Consider the following 16,815-nt stretch of genomic DNA (forward strand, 5'->3'; position numbering starts at 1 on the left):
GCCACTACAGCGTCTTCCAGTCCATTTGATTTACGATAAAAGAGCTGTCCCGCGCTGACGGCGAATCAGCGAATGTGTGGCGTGTATGGTACGGATTACGGCGACGAATACCAGCATGTTTTGCAGGACTGGCCCGACTTACCCGCTGACATGAATAACCCTGTATTAAATCTATCGCGTCTTCAACGGGTTGACCGCGAGGGACGACAAGCCGCTTGATCTCTACGCTTGTTGCATAATACTGTATATATAAACAGTGTTTATGGTGTATAAAGATGTTCGCCACTTATCTATATAAAGCAGAACAGTCCCTCGAACTGCCATTGTTCCTGGAGCGGATTCCCTGCGGTTTTCCCAGCCCGGCTCAGGACTATGTCGAAGAGAGCCTGGACCTGAATCGGCTGGTGGTCAAGCACCCCAGCGCCACCTATTTTGTGCGTGTTAGCGGTGACTCGATGATTGGCGCGGGTATCGGTGATGGCGATCTGCTGGTTGTTGATCGCTCGTTAAAAGCCGATCACGGCGATATCGTCGTTGCGGCAGTAGCGGGGGAGTTTACGGTTAAAGAGTTGCGAACCCGGCCCTCGCTCCTGCTGGTGCCGCATAACCCGCAGTACAAACCGATTGCTTTTCATGCTGAGGAAGAGTTGCAAATCTTCGGCGTGGTGACGTTCAGTTTAAAAGCGCATAAATATGTTCGCATTGGTTGATGTTAACAATTTCTATGCCTCCTGTGAGACGGTATTTCGCCCCGATTTGGTGGGTAAACCGGTGGTGGTGGTATCCAATAACGATGGCTGCATTATCTCTCGTTCCGCGGAGGCTAAAGCGCTCGGCATTAGCATGGGGGCACCGTATTTTAAAATTAAAAATGAATTGTCTCGCCAGCGGGTAACCGTTTTTAGTTCTAACTACGCACTGTATGCCGATCTCAGCCATCGGGTGATGCAGACATTGATGGATCTTGCTCCCCGTGTGGAGATCTATTCGATTGATGAAGCCTTTATTGAATTGCCCGATGAGGGCTCGTTTGAGGTGTTGGGTCATCAGATACGTGATGCGGTACGAAGAAATACCGGGCTGACGGTTGGGGTGGGTATTGGGCCAACCAAAACGCTGGCGAAGCTGGCGAATCTGGCGGCCAAAACCTGGCGAAAAACCAACGGTGTCGTCGATCTCTGTGCAACGGAGCGCCAGCGTAAATTGCTCTCCTTAATTCCAGCGCATGAAGTCTGGGGCGTTGGAAGACGTACCCGTAAGAAGCTGGAGCAGATGGGAATAGAGAGCGCGTTACAGCTTGCGGATAGTTCAACCTGGGTTATTCGCCAGCATTTTAACGTGGTGCTGGAGCGTACGGTCCGCGAGCTGCGCGGGGAGTCCTGCCTGGCGTTAGAGGAGTTTGCCCCCACCAAACAGCAGATCATCTTTAGCCGCTCGTTTAGCCATCGCATCACGACATATGACGAGATGCACCAGGTCGTTTGCGCCTATGCCGAACGCGCGGCAGAAAAACTGCGTGCGGAAAGGCAGTACTGCTGTGTGGTCAGCCTGTTTATGCGCACCAGCCCGCATGCGGAGAATGAGACATTTTATGCCCCGCAGGCTAGCGGCAGGTTCATCGTTCCAACCTGTGATACCCGGGATATTATCCGCCTTGCCGTCAGTTCGCTGCAGAGTATCTGGCGCGACGGCTTTCGCTATATGAAAGCCGAGATAATGCTGAGTGATTTTTTCAGCCAGGGCGTTGCGCAGCTCAACCTGTTTGACGCTTTGCCTCCGCGAGCCAATAGCCAGGCGCTGATGCAGGTCATTGACAGTATTAATCACTCCGGTCTGGGCAGTATCGGTTTTGCCGGAAAAGGAATAGAACAGACATGGAGGATGAAGCGAGAAATGCTGTCCCCCAGTTATACGACACGCTACGCGGATCTGCCGGTTGCCCGATGACCAACGCTGCGCTCGGGCAGCGTTGGTAGGCACTCAGCCGAAGGTAGGGTAGACCGGGCGTTCATCCAGCTTGAGACAATGTCTTACCCGTTCTTCACCGTAATAAACATAACCGAATGCATCGGTTGAGATACGGTGCAGCAGCGTATCGCCGTTGGCGAAGGGGATTATCTCAATGTCACCCACGCGCTTATGGCCTGCACCGGTTTCAAAATGGCCTTTCCAGGACTGCTGGGTATGCTCATAGACGTGCAGAATGACTTCTACCAGCCCGCGTTCCGGGCAGTTTAATTTCAATATTGTCGATGAGAAATTGAGCGCATAGCTTTGACAGGGAATAAGAACGAGGATAAAAAATAACTTCAGGAAATTCATTGGATTAAATACTTTTATTACAACAAAGCGTGATTATTGCCTGATTTGGCTGCGCGGGTTTTGTGATTGATCAATATAAGTTTTTTGTTTTTCACTCGGGCGGCGTAAAACAAATAAGGCCACCGGGGTGGCCTCAAACGGTTGCCGTATCAGTTAAGACCCAGGCGGATCAAATCAACCGGGCAGAACGTCCCGTCACAGCCGTCAATCTCTACACAGCTCTCACGACGCAGCTGCTCAGCGGTTTTACCTTCACCATGGATAGCGGTAATCACGCCGGTTGCGCCTTTATTGGCAATCATCACACGGGTGCCGAGCGTGATAGCGTTACGGTTACGATCGTAGGTTTTCATCGTCTCCTCCTTTCACATGTCAAGACGGTATAGATTGGCGGTGTGAATTAATAGCGCGATCGAAAACGCGATGTTTTGCGCTTCGTCAAAGTAGCGTTTTTTTTCATGATGTTTATGGATAAAACGACTATCTCGTTGTTAGTTTATTGACAGTTCTCATTGTGAATAGAGCCTGTACAGAGCCCGGAATGGCTTCTTGCTCGCTATGGGATATGTCAAATATGCGCGCATCATGCGTAGTAAGAACGTCATGTCTGGTAAGGAGACCATATGGCCAGATTCTCGCAACCTGTGGATTTCCCTCTTATAGTTTTTGTGTCGCCTTCAACGGAGAACAGGTATGCGCAACCCCACCTTATTACAATGCTTTCACTGGTATTATCCCGCTGGCGGTGAATTGTGGCCAGAGGTCGCGGCCCTTGCCCCGAACTTACATGAGATTGGCATTAATATGATCTGGTTGCCGCCCGCCAGCAAAGGGGCCTCCGGTGGTTATTCCGTTGGCTATGACAGCTATGATCTTTTTGACCTGGGGGAGTTTGAGCAGAAAGGTTCGGTTGCCACAAAATATGGGGATAAAGCCCAGTTACTCCAGGCGATTGATGCACTGCAACAGCATAATATTGCGGTGCTGATGGACGTAGTGTTGAACCATAAGATGGGGGCGGATGAGAAGGAGCATATTCGCGTACAGCGTGTTAACGCCGACGATCGAACCCAAATTGATGAAGAGATCATCGAGTGCGAGGCATGGACCCGCTATTCATTCCCCGCGCGCGAAGGAAAGTACTCACAGTTTGTCTGGGATTTCAAATGCTTTAGCGGCATCGACCATATCGAGAATCCTGATGAGGACGGCATTTTCAAAATCGTTAACGACTATACCGGTGAAGGCTGGAATGACCAGGTCGATGACGAAATGGGCAACTTTGATTATCTGATGGGCGAGAACGTTGATTTCCGTAATCAGGCCGTTACCGAAGAGCTCAAATACTGGGCGCGATGGATGCTCGAACAAACGCATTGCGACGGTTTTCGTCTTGATGCGGTTAAACATATTCCCGCCTGGTTCTATAAGCAATGGATTGAGCATATACAGGAAGTGGCGCCTGAACCTTTGTTCATTGTGGCGGAATACTGGTCTCACGATGTGGATAAATTGCAGCAGTATATCGCTCAGGTTGAGGGAAAAACGATGCTGTTTGACGCCCCGTTGCAGATGAACTTCCACGAGGCTTCCCGCATGGGTCGCGACTATGACATGAGCCAGATTTTCACCGCGACGCTGGTTGAGGCCGATCCGTTCCATGCGGTGACGCTGGTCGCCAACCATGACACCCAGCCGCTTCAGGCGCTGGAGGCCCCGGTGGAGGCGTGGTTTAAACCGCTTGCCTATGCGCTCATCCTGTTACGTGAAAACGGTGTGCCTTCGGTTTTTTATCCGGATCTGTTTGGCGCGCACTATGAGGACACCGGCGGTGATGGCGAAACTTACACTATCGATATGCCGGTTATTGAACAGCTGCATGAGCTGATCCTCGCGCGTCAGCGGTTTGCGCATGGCGTTCAAACGCTGTGGTTCGATCACCCTAACTGCATCGCATTTAGCCGCAGCGGCACCGATGAAATGCCCGGCTGCGTGGTGGTGCTCTCCAACGGCGATGAGGGGGAAAAAACGCTGACGCTGGGAGACAACTATGCGCATAAACGCTGGAAGGATTTTCTGAACAACCGTGAGGAAGTGGTGGAGACCGACGCAGAAGGCAGTGCGACTTTTACCTGCAACGGCGGCAGCGTCAGCGTATGGGTGATAGAAGAGGTACTCTGATACGCGGTTAGCGGGGTGAATGAGGCATTGTCGCTGGCTGGTTTATTTTCTGCGCCAGATGGAAACCATGTCGCAGGAAGATTGAGGGGATGGAACTTCTTGCTGGCGCAGGAAAACTCAGGTCTGGTGGGGAGATTATGCTCGGCAGCTCGAGCATAATCTTCCTATGAGTCGCTACTCGTGAAAGTAGGGGCTAATCAGATGCGCTTGCTGTATTCATCGCCGTACTTATTCATGCGATTCAAGGTTTTTTATCATTCGTTGTAAAGATGACTGGAGTAAGCCGCACTCCTCTTCAGTCATGCCACTGGAAGCCTGCTCGACCACTTCATAAAGTTTTTCTTTTATTTTGGGCAGCGCTAGCTGTGCTTGTCGTGTGAGCGAGATGTAGCTTGACCTTTTGTCGACAGGATTAGGTCTACGGGTAATCAATCCATCGCGCTCCATTCGTACCAGCAATGCCGCCATTGTAGGTTGTTCTACCCCTGCATATTCAGCGAGTTGTTTCTGCTGCATCTCTCCGTTTTCTTCCAACGCGATAGCGACAGGGAGATAAGCCATACCAAAGTTATACGGCCTGAGATGATGTTCAAACGTGCGTGTAAGCAGGCGTGAAGCCTGGTTTATCCAGAACGTTATCTGGGTTTCTGGTGCCCATTGAAGGTTGCTTTTCGCTTTCATAGCATGCTATATAATATACATAGCATGCTATATACAAGATAATCATGAATACCACTGACCAAAAATAGGGATAGCAGATGAGTGCACCAGAAAAAAATACTGACTTTGATGAAGCATATCGTTCCGATGTTGGGCACAAGATGTGGACAGATTCAAATGTACCGACAGAACTAAAAAACTTTATCAGGCAAAATTCTCCGCTGAATGCGCTGGAATTAGGATGTGGTCTGGGGTTGTTTGCAGACTATTTTTCGAAAGAAGGAATAAAAATAACGGCCGTTGACTTTTCGGCGGTAGCCATCGAAAAGGCTCGTAACCGTGTCAGGGAAGGGTATGAATCTCCCCGTTTCCACACCGGAGATGTGACCAATCTGAAAGATATATCAGGTCCATTCGATGTTTCTTATGATATTGGTTGTTTTCATTGCCTTGATGAGCCCGGGCAGATGAAATACGCCCGTGAAGTGAACCGCTTACTAAAACCAGGTGGCATGCATCTGATATGGGCGATGGATATTTCGCCACGAGGAATGCCGCTCTCCCCGCAGGTCATCGAGAAAGTATTTGGCCAATATTTTGAGCTGGTGAGCGCAGACCGTCATTATCGTCGGGAGGCTGATTCTCATTGGTACAGGCTTTTTAAAAAAACTGATAAGCCATAAATGAGAATACATGGTTGACGCGGTGTATGTACTGGGCGCGCAGCCATGAATTAACGAAAAAGAACGTATGCCTGTCTATTGTTTATAGCGGCGTAGGCTGGATGCGGGATGTCGTAAGAGGGCTGCCGCTGGACGTATTGGGCGTCGTACCAGCTCGCCACCACAGTTGGGGCAATGACCGTCAAGCCGCTGAGTAACGCAATCAATGCAAAAGGTGCATTCGAACGAACAAATGTACGCCTCTGGCGATTCCGGCGGCAGATCCTGATCGCAGCATTCGCAATTAGGGCGGAGTTCGAGCATGGTGTTCTCCTGTTGTTAAATGAGCATGACCAGAAGGTTCCAAAATCAAAAGATGGAACAATTGGTTAGTCGCATGCGTTTCGATCTGATGATTACTGAGAATAGCTGGGCACTTTCTCGTTACGGAAAATAGAACCATGCCGTTGTAATCAGTTCGTTTTTAACTTCAAAAACCGCCACACTCTCCAGGGGTGTAGATGACAAACCGTATATCAACTCATGATCGAACACTTTATTACCTAATACTGTTCGGGAAATAAGCTCTGCTCTTAGTTCGGGATTGTTAAAACGATTATTCAGGTAAAACTCACGTAAAGACGCTTTGCCTGTTGTTGAAGGCGATTCTGCAGGCATCCGGTAACCTTTAAACTCCTCTGAAAAGCAAGAAATAAACCCTTCAATGTCATGAGCGTTATATGCGTCAAACTGGGCTTGGGCGATCGATTCTACGGACATACAGGCGCTCCCATTATTGATTTATTATGCCTTATTGTTGCATATAAAATCATATGAAGGGCGGGAGCACAAGATGGATTTTATTCTGTGATGTGTTGTGAACGCTGTTTATGTCTGGCGCAGTAGGGGGGGAGGTATAGAAGCAGAGCTTTATCTGCCGGAATCTCAATGATAAAACCCCTGTAATCTGCCCCAGATTTACCCACGAGTGAATGGAAAATCCGCTACGGTGGGACTTTTTTATATCTGTAAATGATCATTGCCGCCTGGATGTGTACAATATCCTTTTTGCTTTAGGTCATGTCATGAAAAAAATTATATTTGGGTTTGCTGCATTATTATTGATGAACACAGCACAAGCCGCTAATCAACCGACGATATTCGTTTTTAAATGTGCCCCTGAGCATTCTAAAAAAAGCACCATAGTCACCTGGCAGGATGTAGAAAAAGAAGATGGATGGCACCGCTATGCCAGTTGGAAAGATCGACTGGGTGACCATTACGGTATTGAGCTCTATTTCAACGGCTCTGTTCCAAACGATGAGGGGCAGCTTGAAGACATCTATGTGTTTGGCAATATGAACGCTGCAAAGATGATAGCGGGGCCTGCGGTGACAATGACTTTCAATAAGAAAGCTAAAAAATTAACTTACAGCATTACTAACGATACAGTAGGTTCTGATGTCAGAACGCCGATCGAAAAGGGGAACTGTATTTTAAGCGATAAAGGTTAAACCTTCTTATTTAACGTTTCTTATTTTTATCCCCTGAAGCTGCCTGAGGCAGCTTTTTTCATTCATTTTCAGGCTTCGGGAAATCCTCGATGTGTTGTTGTTACATCGGCCCGAAAGCTGAATTTCGTGCATACCGCTTTCGCATCAACGCGAGGAGATAGAGATGGTCAACATAAGCAACCTCGACTGGAGCAAGGTTACAGTGCTTCAATGTGAAGCGGAGTCTGTGGTCAATTCGAAGTATGGCCATTACGACAAGGGTCTACGTTCTGTTCCTGTATTTGCTACGCCGGGTGTTCTTTTGAAAGTGCCAACACCGTTGCTAAGGCGCGAGCGCCGGCGAATCTGCTGAGTTTTGCAAGTAGAGAATGGCGTTTAACAGATGATATAGAGCAATTATTAACAAAAAGAGCCATGCTAACCTATGTCTCCTTTCTGATGGTTCTATAAAAATGAAAATCATTTTAGCTGGGCTTGTTATGATATCTCCGATGATGGTCATGGCCGATTACGCTCCTTTTGATGTACAACATCCTATGAATTTTGAATGTCAAACGGGATTGACAGTTCATGTTGTTGATAACAAACATGTTGTGATTAATGGTGATTTTGATGCGGAAATTTCAGCGCTTAGCGCCGATCGTCTCCAGGCGCAGGGGCACCATGGGAATCCCTCGCTGACAACCACTATAGATTTGAGATTTATGGGCGGTGGTTATTATTCACTTTTGGCAACGGAGCTAGATCAAACGGGTTCTAAGGGGCCGTGGGATGATAAAGTGCTCGGCTCAACAGCTGTCATATGTACCCGAACAAAGTAAGTGATGAGATGATTAAGAATCTAACATTTGTATTTGTTTTTTTGGCGCTGTGGGGCGTTGCGATTTGGAATTTATTGTTCAGCAACCCACCTGATCCCACTAACCAATCCACTTCCCGTAGACCTCATAAACCATCCTGGCATTCTCATGCCCCATCTGACTGGAATGAACGATGGGTTTGCCCCTGTTCTCGATGATGGTAGGTGATCTCGCGCCTTGGTAATCCGCAGATAACCGTGCTTCTTATGCATTCGGTGGCGTGACGAATACAGCAGCACAGGGGAACCCCGTTCCGCTTCTTTATGGTAAGCGACGTATTGGTGGTGCAATTATCTCTGCGAGGATTTACGTTGATGATCAGCAATAACCGTGTTGTAATGAAATAAATATAATAAGTCTAATGTTAAGGTGATAGGTTAAATGAATAAATCATATGCTTTGTTACTCAGTGCCATTTTGGTTTCAGGGATGGTCCATGCTGAAACTCGTTATATTCCTATAGTATACAATCTATCAACCATATTTGATTTTAATCCTGTTAATGGGCCAGTGAAATCACTCAATACCATAGTGGAAAATGATGGTAAGGTAAGTTATGAAATTTCATTAAAACTAAATGAAAAAGGTTGCGTGGAAAGTCTTAGTCTGAACAATATTTCAAATGGCTATAAAACAGAACTTAAGAATGATGGGGTAAATCTTGTAGGTAAGAGAGGTGAAACCCCGTACTCTATTGGACTAACGAAGGATTGTAATTTACTATCTCAGAATGATAATGGTGATGAAAATACATACACCCTTACAGATGATGGGATGATTAAAGACACCTATTATTTAGGTCAGAAGATAGCAGAGCATTTTTATGATAAAGACTCTAATTTGATACGCTCTGAGTTTTATGCTTCTGGTAACATCTTGTCAAAGAATGAAATTACGTATTCAGATAAAAATAAAAAACCACTTGATTACAAAATCATAAATGAAAGCAGCTATGCACAAGGATATACCGCCACAACAACCTGCAAATACAACGCAAAACTCGTTCCTGAGTTATGTGACCTGACTATACAGAAGGCAGGGGATCCACAACCTAAACCTACAGTAATGACAGTACATACAAGCGTTGAATTTTATTAAACTACCTATACTCGACGAATAACCGCCTTAGGGCGGTTTTTTTATGGGCGGAATGTGGCTAAATCAATTCGCGGAAAGAAGGGGCAGTTCCAGCTCAAGAACGCCTACCGAGTAGCCGGATGATCTCCCGTCTGTCGCAAAGGCAAAGTTGCTGGTGGCACGGGGTGAAGGTGAGTTTGCTGGTGGTTTAAACGGGAAAGATATCTATCCCGCAGCTCTCCTGTGAACCACGCGGGCGAGTTATCTGCGTTCCTGATACCTACGCCTCTGAAAACCGTATCTATAGTGGGATATGGACCGGCACGTTTAAATGGGCCTGGACTGATAGTTAATGCTGGGGCGTAATGGGGGCAAAGGATGTTGTGGGGGGGGCATAAAAAAGTCTGTATATGTCCCCATTTGTCTAGACAGTGGTTTTTATAACTCATTGATAATCCTCTAACCCCTTGATTCACAGAACACGCCAAAACCGATTAAATAAATAGGTATTGGCTATGCATCTTTAGCACTCCTTCATTTTTTGCCCGGCATCCATCATAAATACATTATTTTTCAATTCATTATAAAAAATTCGCTATCCCACTCACGCGTGACGACAGGGTCTATGCTTATAAAAAGGCCTGAGGAAAGGGGGCCGCGTGGAATATCCCCACGCGGCGCGGGTTGAAGTGATAATCATTATCACTAACATAACGTTAACCCTTTGTGGCTCCACTGATGAGGTAGACCTATGGATTTACATTCAGGAACCTTCGATCCCAACGATGTGACCTGGCGTGGCATTACGCTGACGCCGTCGGCCGCGGCGCATATTCGTGAGCTGGTCAAACAGCAGCCAACGATTCAGGGCGTGCGTTTAGGGGTGAAGCAGACCGGCTGCGCGGGCTTTGGCTACGTGCTGGACGCGGTAAGCGAGCCGGATAAAGACGATCTGTTGTTTGAATCCGACGGCGCGAAGCTGTGGGTGCCTTTACGCGCAATGCCGTTTATTGATGGCACGGAAGTGGATTACGTGCGCGAAGGTTTGAATCAGCTGTTCAAATATCATAATCCGAAGGCGCAGAACGAATGTGGCTGCGGCGAAAGCTTCGGAGTATAGGCGGTACATGATGACGCGTAATACTGACGCAACTGACGATGTCCAGACCTGGGCCGGTGGCCCGCTGAACTATAAAGAAGGGTTCTTCACCCAGCTGCAAACCGATGAGTTGGCGAAAGGCATCAACGAAGAGGTGGTGCGGGCGATTTCTGCCAGGCGCAACGAACCGGAATGGATGCTGGAATTTCGCCTGAAGGCTTACCGCGCCTGGCTTTTGATGGAAGAACCGCACTGGCTAAAAGCGAAATACGATTCGCTGAATTACCAGGATTACAGCTATTACTCTGCGCCGTCCTGCGGGAACTGCGACGATAGCTGCGCCTCTGAACCCGGCGCGCAGCAGCAGACCGGGACCAGCAGCTTTTTAACCGATGAGGTGGAGGCCGCGTTTAACCAACTGGGCGTGCCGGTGCGTGAGGGGAAAGAGGTCGCGGTTGACGCGATTTTTGATTCTGTCTCGGTCGCGACGACCTACCGGGAAAAGCTCTCGGAGCAGGGCATTATCTTTTGCTCGTTCGGTGAAGCGATTCACGAACATCCCGAGCTGGTCAAACGTTATCTCGGCACGGTGGTGCCGGAAAATGACAACTTCTTCGCCGCGCTGAACGCCGCGGTGGCGTCGGACGGTACCTTTATTTATATCCCCAAAGGTGTGCGCTGCCCGATGGAACTGTCGACCTATTTCCGCATCAACGCGGAGAAAACCGGCCAGTTTGAACGCACCATTCTGATTGCCGATGAAGGCAGCTATGTCAGCTACATTGAAGGCTGCTCGGCCCCGGTACGTGACAGCTATCAGCTGCACGCGGCGGTGGTGGAGGTGATCATTCATAAAGACGCGGAAGTGAAATATTCCACCGTGCAGAACTGGTTCCCCGGCGATAACAATAGCGGCGGGATCCTGAACTTCGTGACCAAGCGCGCGCTGTGCGAAGGCGAAAACAGCAAGATGTCGTGGACACAGTCGGAAACGGGCTCGGCGATCACCTGGAAATACCCCAGCTGCATTCTGCGCGGCGATAATTCGGTCGGCGAGTTCTTCTCGGTGGCGCTGACCAGCGGCCATCAGCAGGCCGATACCGGCACCAAGATGATTCACATTGGCAAAAATACCAAATCGACCATTATTTCGAAGGGGATCTCCGCCGGGCACAGCCAGAACAGCTATCGCGGTCTGGTCAAAATCATGCCGACGGCGACCAACGCCCGTAACTACACCCAGTGCGATTCGATGCTGATTGGCCCTGACTGTGGCGCGCATACTTTCCCCTACGTGGAGTGCCGTAATAACAGCGCGCAGCTGGAGCACGAGGCCACCACGTCACGTATTGGCGAAGATCAGCTGTTTTACTGTTTGCAGCGCGGGATTAGCGAAGATGATGCCATCTCAATGATCGTCAATGGATTTTGTAAGGATGTTTTCTCGGAACTGCCGCTGGAGTTCGCCGTGGAAGCGCAAAAACTGCTGGCTATCAGCCTTGAACACAGCGTCGGTTAAGGATTAAGGGAAGCGATATGTTGAATATCAATGAATTACAGGTCTCCGTTGATGAAAAAGAGATCCTGCGTGGCGTGAGCCTGAACGTGCGCCCAGGCGAGGTGCACGCCATTATGGGGCCGAATGGCTCCGGGAAAAGTACGCTCTCCGCGACGCTGGCGGGCCGAGAAGACTACAGCGTGACAGGGGGATCTGTGACCTTTAAGGGGCACGATCTGCTGACGCTCTCGCCAGAAGAACGCGCTGGCGAAGGCATTTTTATGGCCTTCCAGTATCCGGTTGAGATCCCCGGCGTGAGCAACCAGTTCTTCCTGCAAACCGCACTCAACGCAGTACGTGCTCATCGTGGCCAAGAGCCGTTGGATCGCTTTGACTTTCAGGATCTGATGGAAGAGAAGATCAACTTACTGAAGATGCCAGCGGATTTACTGACCCGCTCGGTCAACGTGGGTTTCTCCGGCGGTGAGAAAAAGCGCAATGACATCCTGCAAATGGCAGTGCTGGAGCCAGAGCTGTGTATTCTGGATGAAACGGATTCCGGGTTGGATATCGACGCGCTGAAAATCGTCGCCGAAGGGGTTAACGCGCTGCGCGACGGCAAGCGCGCCTTTATTATCGTCACCCATTACCAGCGCATTCTGGACTACATCAAACCTGATGTCGTCCACGTGCTGTACCAGGGGCGTATCGTAAAATCCGGTGATTTCCGGCTCGTGAAACAACTGGAGGAGCAGGGCTATGGCTGGCTTAGCGAGCAACAATAGCGCATTGCAACAGTGGCATGCGCTGGTTCAGGCGCGCGGTGGTCAGGCATCACCTCAGGCGTTAGAGCATCTCCAGCAACTGCATCAGCTTGGCTTACCGACGCGTAAAGACGAAGACTGGAAGTACACCGCGCTGGATAAACTGCTGGCCAGCACTTTCGTCGCCCCGGCGCTGCCCGCATTGACGGATGAGCAGCGCGACAGCCACGCGGTGGCGCTGGATGCGTATCGGCTGGTGTTTGTGGACGGTCAGTTCGATCCCCGTCTTAGCGACGACGTCAGCAACAGCGGATTCGACGTCACGGTGAATAATCAACGTCAGTCGCTGCCGGAGGCGGTGCATCCTGAAGCCTTCCTGCATCTCACCGAAAGCCTGTCTACCAGCGTCACGCATATTCAAGTGCATCGCAATCAGCGCCCCGACAAGCCGCTGCTGTTGCTACACATTACGCGCGGTCTGGAAACGGACGAGATGAATACGGCGCACTATCGTCACCATCTCAAGCTGGCGGAAGGGGCACAGGCGACGGTGATTGAACAGTACGTCAGCCTGAACACGGTGCGTCATTTTACCGGCGCAAGGCTTACCATGGATATCGCCGACAACGCCCGGTTACAGCATCTGAAGCTGGGGTTCGAAAACGACCAGAGCTACCATTTTTCCCATAACGATCTGCGGCTAGGACGCGATTCCGCCGTTTTCAGCCACAGTTTTCTGCTGGGCGCGGCGGTGACGCGCCACCACAGTAGTGCGCAATTGAATGGTGAAAACAGCACGTTACGGTTGAACAGTCTGGCGATGCCGGTCAATTCGGAAGTCTGCGACAGTCGTACCTGGCTTGAACATAACCAGGGCTACTGTAATAGCCGCCAGCTGCATAAAACTATCGTCAACGATAAGGGACGCGCGGTGTTTAACGGCGTGATTACCGTGGCGCCGCACGCCATTAAAACCGACGGTCAGATGACCAACAATAATCTGCTGCTGGGGCGTCTGGCGGAGGTCGACACCAAGCCGCAGCTGGAGATTTACGCCGATGACGTAAAATGCAGCCACGGTGCCACCGTCGGGCGTATCGATGACGAGCAGCTCTTTTATCTACGCTCGCGCGGGATTGCGCTGGAGGAGGCGAGAAACATCATCCTCTACGCGTTTGCCGCCGGGCTGACCGATGCCATTGCCCTTGATGCGCTGAAACAGCATGTGTTGGCGCGCATTGGGCTACGTCTGGCAGGAGGTAAACAATGACCTTTTCCGTACAACAGGTTCGCGCAGATTTTCCGGTGCTCTCGCGTGAAGTCAACGGTCAGCCGTTGGCCTACCTCGATTCCGCCGCCAGCGCGCAGAAACCCGAGCAGGTTATCCATGCCGAGGCGGCGTTTTATCGCAACGGCTATGCTGCGGTGCACCGTGGCATCCACACGTTAAGCGCCGAAGCCACGCAGCGCATGGAAGAGGTGCGCCAGAAGGTGGCGCATTTTCTTCACGCCGCGAGCGCGGAGGAGATCGTTTTTGTGCGCGGCACCACCGAGGCGATTAACCTGGTTGCCAACAGTTGGGGGAGCAGCAACGTTCAGGCGGGTGACAACATTGTGATTACCACGATGGAGCACCACGCGAATATCGTGCCCTGGCAGATGCTCTGCGCGCGCACGGGCGCGCAGCTACGGGTGATTCCACTTAATGCGGACGGAACGTTACAAATGGCGGCTGCGGTAGAGCTGTTTGATGCCCGCACGCGCTTGCTGGCGGTCACGCAGGTATCCAATGTTCTGGGCACCGAGAACCCGTTGGCGGAGTTGATTACGCTGGCACACAGTCATGGCGCGAAGATCCTGGTCGATGGTGCCCAGGCGGTGATGCATCACCCGGTTGACGTCCAGGCGCTGGACTGCGACTTCTACGCTTTTTCGGGCCATAAGCTCTACGGCCCGACGGGGATTGGCGCGCTGTACGTCAAGGCCGAGATCCTGCAGGCGATGCCGCCGTGGGAGGGGGGCGGTTCGATGATCGCGACTGTTAGCCTCAGTGAAGGCACCACCTGGGCAAAAGCGCCGTGGCGATTTGAAGCCGGTACGCCGAATACAGGCGGCATTATCGGCCTGGGCGCGGCGCTGGATTACGTCACGGCACTGGGGCTGACACAAATCGGCGAATATGAACAGACGCTGATGCGCTACGCGCTGGATGCGCTGGCGAACGTGCCGGACCTGCATCTCTATGGCCCTGCGGAGCGGCTGGGGGTGATTGCGTTTAATCTTGGCAAGCATCATGCCTATGACGTGGGTAGCTTCCTTGATAATTACGGTATCGCCGTACGGACGGGTCATCACTGTGCGATGCCGTTGATGGAATTTTATCAGGTGCCCGCGATGTGCCGGGCGTCGCTGGCGATGTATAACACCGTTGAGGAGGTCGACCGCCTGGTGGCGGGCCTGCAACGCATTCGCCGTTTATTAGGATAACAGGGAGTCATCATGGCGGCTTTACCTGACAAAGACAAACTGTTGCGCAATTTCAACCGTTGCGCCAACTGGGAAGAGAAGTACCTCTATATCATCGAACTGGGCCAGCGGCTGCCCCCCCTCAGCCCCGAGCAGCATAGCCCGGAGCATATCATTCAGGGATGCCAGAGCCTGGTGTGGATCGTGATGGGGCGCGATGCGCAAGGGTACATCACGCTACAGGGAGACAGCGATGCGGCGATTGTTAAGGGGTTGATTGCCGTCGTCTTTATCCTTTACGATGGGATGACCGCCGCGGATGTACAGGCCTTTGATGTGCGCCCCTGGTTTGAACAAATGGCGCTGGCGCAGCATCTTACACCATCGCGTTCTCAGGGGCTGGAGGCGATGATTCGTGCGATCCGCACGCAGGCGGCGAGTTTTAGCTAATATCAAATAGACAGCTTTCATTCTGTTACGAAAGGTGGGCGAGCAGCTCACCACGCTGGTGGTTCAGCTTTCTGGCATGTTGTCAGTGAATATGAATAAGGAATCCAGATATGAAGCGCGCGTCCCTCTTAACACTCAGCATTTTAGGTGCCCTCAACGCGATTTCCAGCGCCTGGGCAGTCGACTACCCATTACCCCCAGCCAATAGCCGTTTAATCGGCCACAATCAAACCTACACCGTTCAGGAGGGGGATAAGAACCTACAGGCGATCGCCCGCCGCTTTGATACGGCGGCGATGCTCATTCTTGAAGCCAACAATACGATCGCGCCGGTTCCTCGTCCTGGTACCGTGGTGACCATTCCATCGCAGATGCTGCTGCCGGACGTACCGCGCGAAGGGATTGTGGTTAACCTTGCCGAACTGCGCCTGTACTACTTCCCGCCGGGTGAACAGCAGGTACAGGTCTACCCGATTGGTATTGGCCTGCAGGGGCTGGAAACCCCGGAAATGACGACTCGGGTAGGACAGAAGATCCCAAACCCAACCTGGACGCCGACGGCGGGTATCCGCAAGCGTTCTCTGGAGCGTGGCGTTACATTGCCGCCGGTCGTGCCTGCCGGGCCCAATAACCCGCTGGGGCTTTATGCGCTGCGTCTGGCCTATGGTAACGGCGAATATCTCATCCATGGCACCAACGCGCCGGATAGCGTCGGCCTGCGCGTGAGCTCGGGCTGCATTCGTATGAATGCGCCGGACATCAAGGCGCTGTTCGCGCAGGTGCGCAGCGGCACGCCGGTGCGGGTGATTAATGAGCCAGTGAAGTATGCGGTAGAGCCGAATGGCACACGTTATCTGGAAGTGCATCGCCCGTTGTCGCAGAACGAAGCGCAGGATACGCAAACCATGAAGATGACCTTGTCGTCGGGCTTCAAGCAGTTTGCTGAACAGGCGAGTGAAGGGCAGGTGAAAAGCGCGCTGTCGCGTCGTGCCGGGTATCCGGTGATTGTCTCTGAGGGGAAAGGCGCGGCATCGGTGCTGTCGGCGCAGAATAGTACAGTGGCCTCAGAAACCGTGACGCAGTAGGAAAGGGTAAATCGCAGGCAAAAAAAATGGCGCACAATGTGCGCCATTTTTATTACCAGAACTCTTACTTACGGTAAGAGTGAGCCTGGTTGTCCAGACGCTGGTTAGCGCGAGCTGCGTCGTCTTTAGCAGCCTGAACGTCGGAACGCATTGCGTTCACGTCGTTGCTCAGCTGGT

20 protein-coding genes and 1 pseudogene are annotated in these 16,815 nt (G+C 51.2%); 15 read left to right on the forward strand and 6 right to left on the reverse strand.

What is annotated here, in order from left to right:
- Window positions 1-275: 275 nt before the first annotated feature.
- Window positions 276-710, forward strand: a complete 435-nt coding sequence (gene umuD, locus ACW14G_RS03130) for a translesion error-prone DNA polymerase V autoproteolytic subunit (RefSeq protein WP_163447390.1) — start codon at window positions 276-278, stop codon at window positions 708-710.
- Window positions 694-1,947, forward strand: a complete 1,254-nt coding sequence (gene umuC, locus ACW14G_RS03135) for a translesion error-prone DNA polymerase V subunit UmuC (protein ID WP_249021911.1) — start codon at window positions 694-696, stop codon at window positions 1,945-1,947. Before umuD ends, umuC begins: the two co-directional genes overlap by 17 nt.
- A gap of 33 nt (window positions 1,948-1,980) precedes the next feature.
- Here umuC and ACW14G_RS03140 read toward each other — a convergent pair whose 3' ends face one another.
- The gene (locus tag ACW14G_RS03140; protein ID WP_223802496.1) at window positions 1,981-2,244 is read right to left on the reverse strand and encodes a hypothetical protein; all 264 of its coding nucleotides are present in this window, start codon (window positions 2,242-2,244) and stop codon (window positions 1,981-1,983) included.
- A gap of 227 nt (window positions 2,245-2,471) precedes the next feature.
- Entirely contained in the window at window positions 2,472-2,675 is a 204-nt protein-coding gene (gene ydfZ / locus ACW14G_RS03145; RefSeq protein ID WP_163447393.1) for a putative selenium delivery protein YdfZ, read from the reverse strand.
- Window positions 2,676-3,015: 340 nt separating this feature from the next.
- Here ydfZ and amyA point away from each other — a divergent pair, with 340 nt between their 5' ends.
- Complete coding sequence (amyA, locus tag ACW14G_RS03150; protein ID WP_249021910.1) at window positions 3,016-4,503, forward strand: alpha-amylase; 1,488 nt, start codon at window positions 3,016-3,018, stop codon at window positions 4,501-4,503.
- A gap of 228 nt (window positions 4,504-4,731) precedes the next feature.
- Here amyA and ACW14G_RS03155 read toward each other — a convergent pair whose 3' ends face one another.
- A complete protein-coding gene (locus ACW14G_RS03155) occupies window positions 4,732-5,184 on the reverse strand; it encodes a MarR family winged helix-turn-helix transcriptional regulator (protein ID WP_249021909.1) in 453 nt (150 codons plus the stop codon).
- A 77-nt stretch (window positions 5,185-5,261) separates the two neighbouring features.
- Here ACW14G_RS03155 and ACW14G_RS03160 point away from each other — a divergent pair, with 77 nt between their 5' ends.
- Window positions 5,262-5,846, forward strand: coding sequence for a class I SAM-dependent methyltransferase (locus tag ACW14G_RS03160; RefSeq protein WP_249021908.1), 585 nt, complete (start codon window positions 5,262-5,264; stop codon window positions 5,844-5,846).
- Window positions 5,847-5,921: 75 nt separating this feature from the next.
- Here ACW14G_RS03160 and ACW14G_RS03165 read toward each other — a convergent pair whose 3' ends face one another.
- Both ACW14G_RS03165 and ACW14G_RS03170 read right to left on the reverse strand, forming a co-directional pair.
- Window positions 5,922-6,149 (reverse strand): DUF1272 domain-containing protein, encoded by a 228-nt coding sequence (locus tag ACW14G_RS03165; protein ID WP_167576011.1) that lies wholly within the window; start codon window positions 6,147-6,149, stop codon window positions 5,922-5,924.
- A 120-nt stretch (window positions 6,150-6,269) separates the two neighbouring features.
- The gene (locus ACW14G_RS03170) at window positions 6,270-6,605 is read right to left on the reverse strand and encodes a nuclear transport factor 2 family protein (protein ID WP_163447398.1); all 336 of its coding nucleotides are present in this window, start codon (window positions 6,603-6,605) and stop codon (window positions 6,270-6,272) included.
- 212 nt (window positions 6,606-6,817) lie between these two features.
- Here ACW14G_RS03170 and ACW14G_RS03175 point away from each other — a divergent pair, with 212 nt between their 5' ends.
- The 11 genes and pseudogenes from ACW14G_RS03175 to ldtE all read left to right on the forward strand — a co-directional run bounded on the left by ACW14G_RS03175 (window position 6,818) and on the right by ldtE (window position 16,638).
- Complete coding sequence (locus tag ACW14G_RS03175) at window positions 6,818-7,339, forward strand: hypothetical protein (RefSeq protein WP_455648472.1); 522 nt, start codon at window positions 6,818-6,820, stop codon at window positions 7,337-7,339.
- Window positions 7,340-7,791: 452 nt separating this feature from the next.
- A complete protein-coding gene (locus tag ACW14G_RS03180; RefSeq protein WP_249021907.1) occupies window positions 7,792-8,160 on the forward strand; it encodes a hypothetical protein in 369 nt (122 codons plus the stop codon).
- Window positions 8,161-8,383: 223 nt separating this feature from the next.
- Window positions 8,384-8,527: pseudogene (locus ACW14G_RS03185) on the forward strand (tail assembly protein); the annotation flags it as partial.
- A gap of 53 nt (window positions 8,528-8,580) precedes the next feature.
- Entirely contained in the window at window positions 8,581-9,297 is a 717-nt protein-coding gene (locus ACW14G_RS03190) for a YnfC family lipoprotein (protein WP_455648473.1), read from the forward strand.
- A gap of 730 nt (window positions 9,298-10,027) precedes the next feature.
- Window positions 10,028-10,396 (forward strand): Fe-S cluster assembly scaffold SufA, encoded by a 369-nt coding sequence (gene sufA, locus ACW14G_RS03195; RefSeq protein WP_064545857.1) that lies wholly within the window; start codon window positions 10,028-10,030, stop codon window positions 10,394-10,396.
- Between the two features lie 10 nt (window positions 10,397-10,406).
- Window positions 10,407-11,894, forward strand: a complete 1,488-nt coding sequence (gene sufB / locus ACW14G_RS03200; protein ID WP_167577302.1) for a Fe-S cluster assembly protein SufB — start codon at window positions 10,407-10,409, stop codon at window positions 11,892-11,894.
- Between the two features lie 17 nt (window positions 11,895-11,911).
- Window positions 11,912-12,658 (forward strand): Fe-S cluster assembly ATPase SufC, encoded by a 747-nt coding sequence (gene sufC / locus ACW14G_RS03205; RefSeq protein WP_163447402.1) that lies wholly within the window; start codon window positions 11,912-11,914, stop codon window positions 12,656-12,658.
- The gene (gene sufD / locus ACW14G_RS03210) at window positions 12,633-13,907 is read left to right on the forward strand and encodes a Fe-S cluster assembly protein SufD (RefSeq protein ID WP_249021906.1); all 1,275 of its coding nucleotides are present in this window, start codon (window positions 12,633-12,635) and stop codon (window positions 13,905-13,907) included. Before sufC ends, sufD begins: the two co-directional genes overlap by 26 nt.
- Window positions 13,904-15,124: a cysteine desulfurase SufS gene (sufS, locus tag ACW14G_RS03215; protein ID WP_249021905.1), complete on the forward strand. Its 1,221-nt coding sequence runs from the start codon at window positions 13,904-13,906 to the stop codon at window positions 15,122-15,124. Before sufD ends, sufS begins: the two co-directional genes overlap by 4 nt.
- Before the next feature lie 12 nt (window positions 15,125-15,136).
- Window positions 15,137-15,553: a cysteine desulfuration protein SufE gene (gene sufE / locus ACW14G_RS03220; RefSeq protein WP_455648474.1), complete on the forward strand. Its 417-nt coding sequence runs from the start codon at window positions 15,137-15,139 to the stop codon at window positions 15,551-15,553.
- 110 nt (window positions 15,554-15,663) lie between these two features.
- Window positions 15,664-16,638, forward strand: a complete 975-nt coding sequence (gene ldtE, locus ACW14G_RS03225) for a L,D-transpeptidase LdtE (RefSeq protein ID WP_249021903.1) — start codon at window positions 15,664-15,666, stop codon at window positions 16,636-16,638.
- A gap of 64 nt (window positions 16,639-16,702) precedes the next feature.
- Here ldtE and ACW14G_RS03230 read toward each other — a convergent pair.
- A partial coding sequence (locus tag ACW14G_RS03230) for an LPP leucine zipper domain-containing protein (RefSeq protein ID WP_313682790.1) occupies window positions 16,703-16,815 on the reverse strand: 113 nt, incomplete at its 5' end.

The organism is Kluyvera sp., from assembly GCF_965301105.1.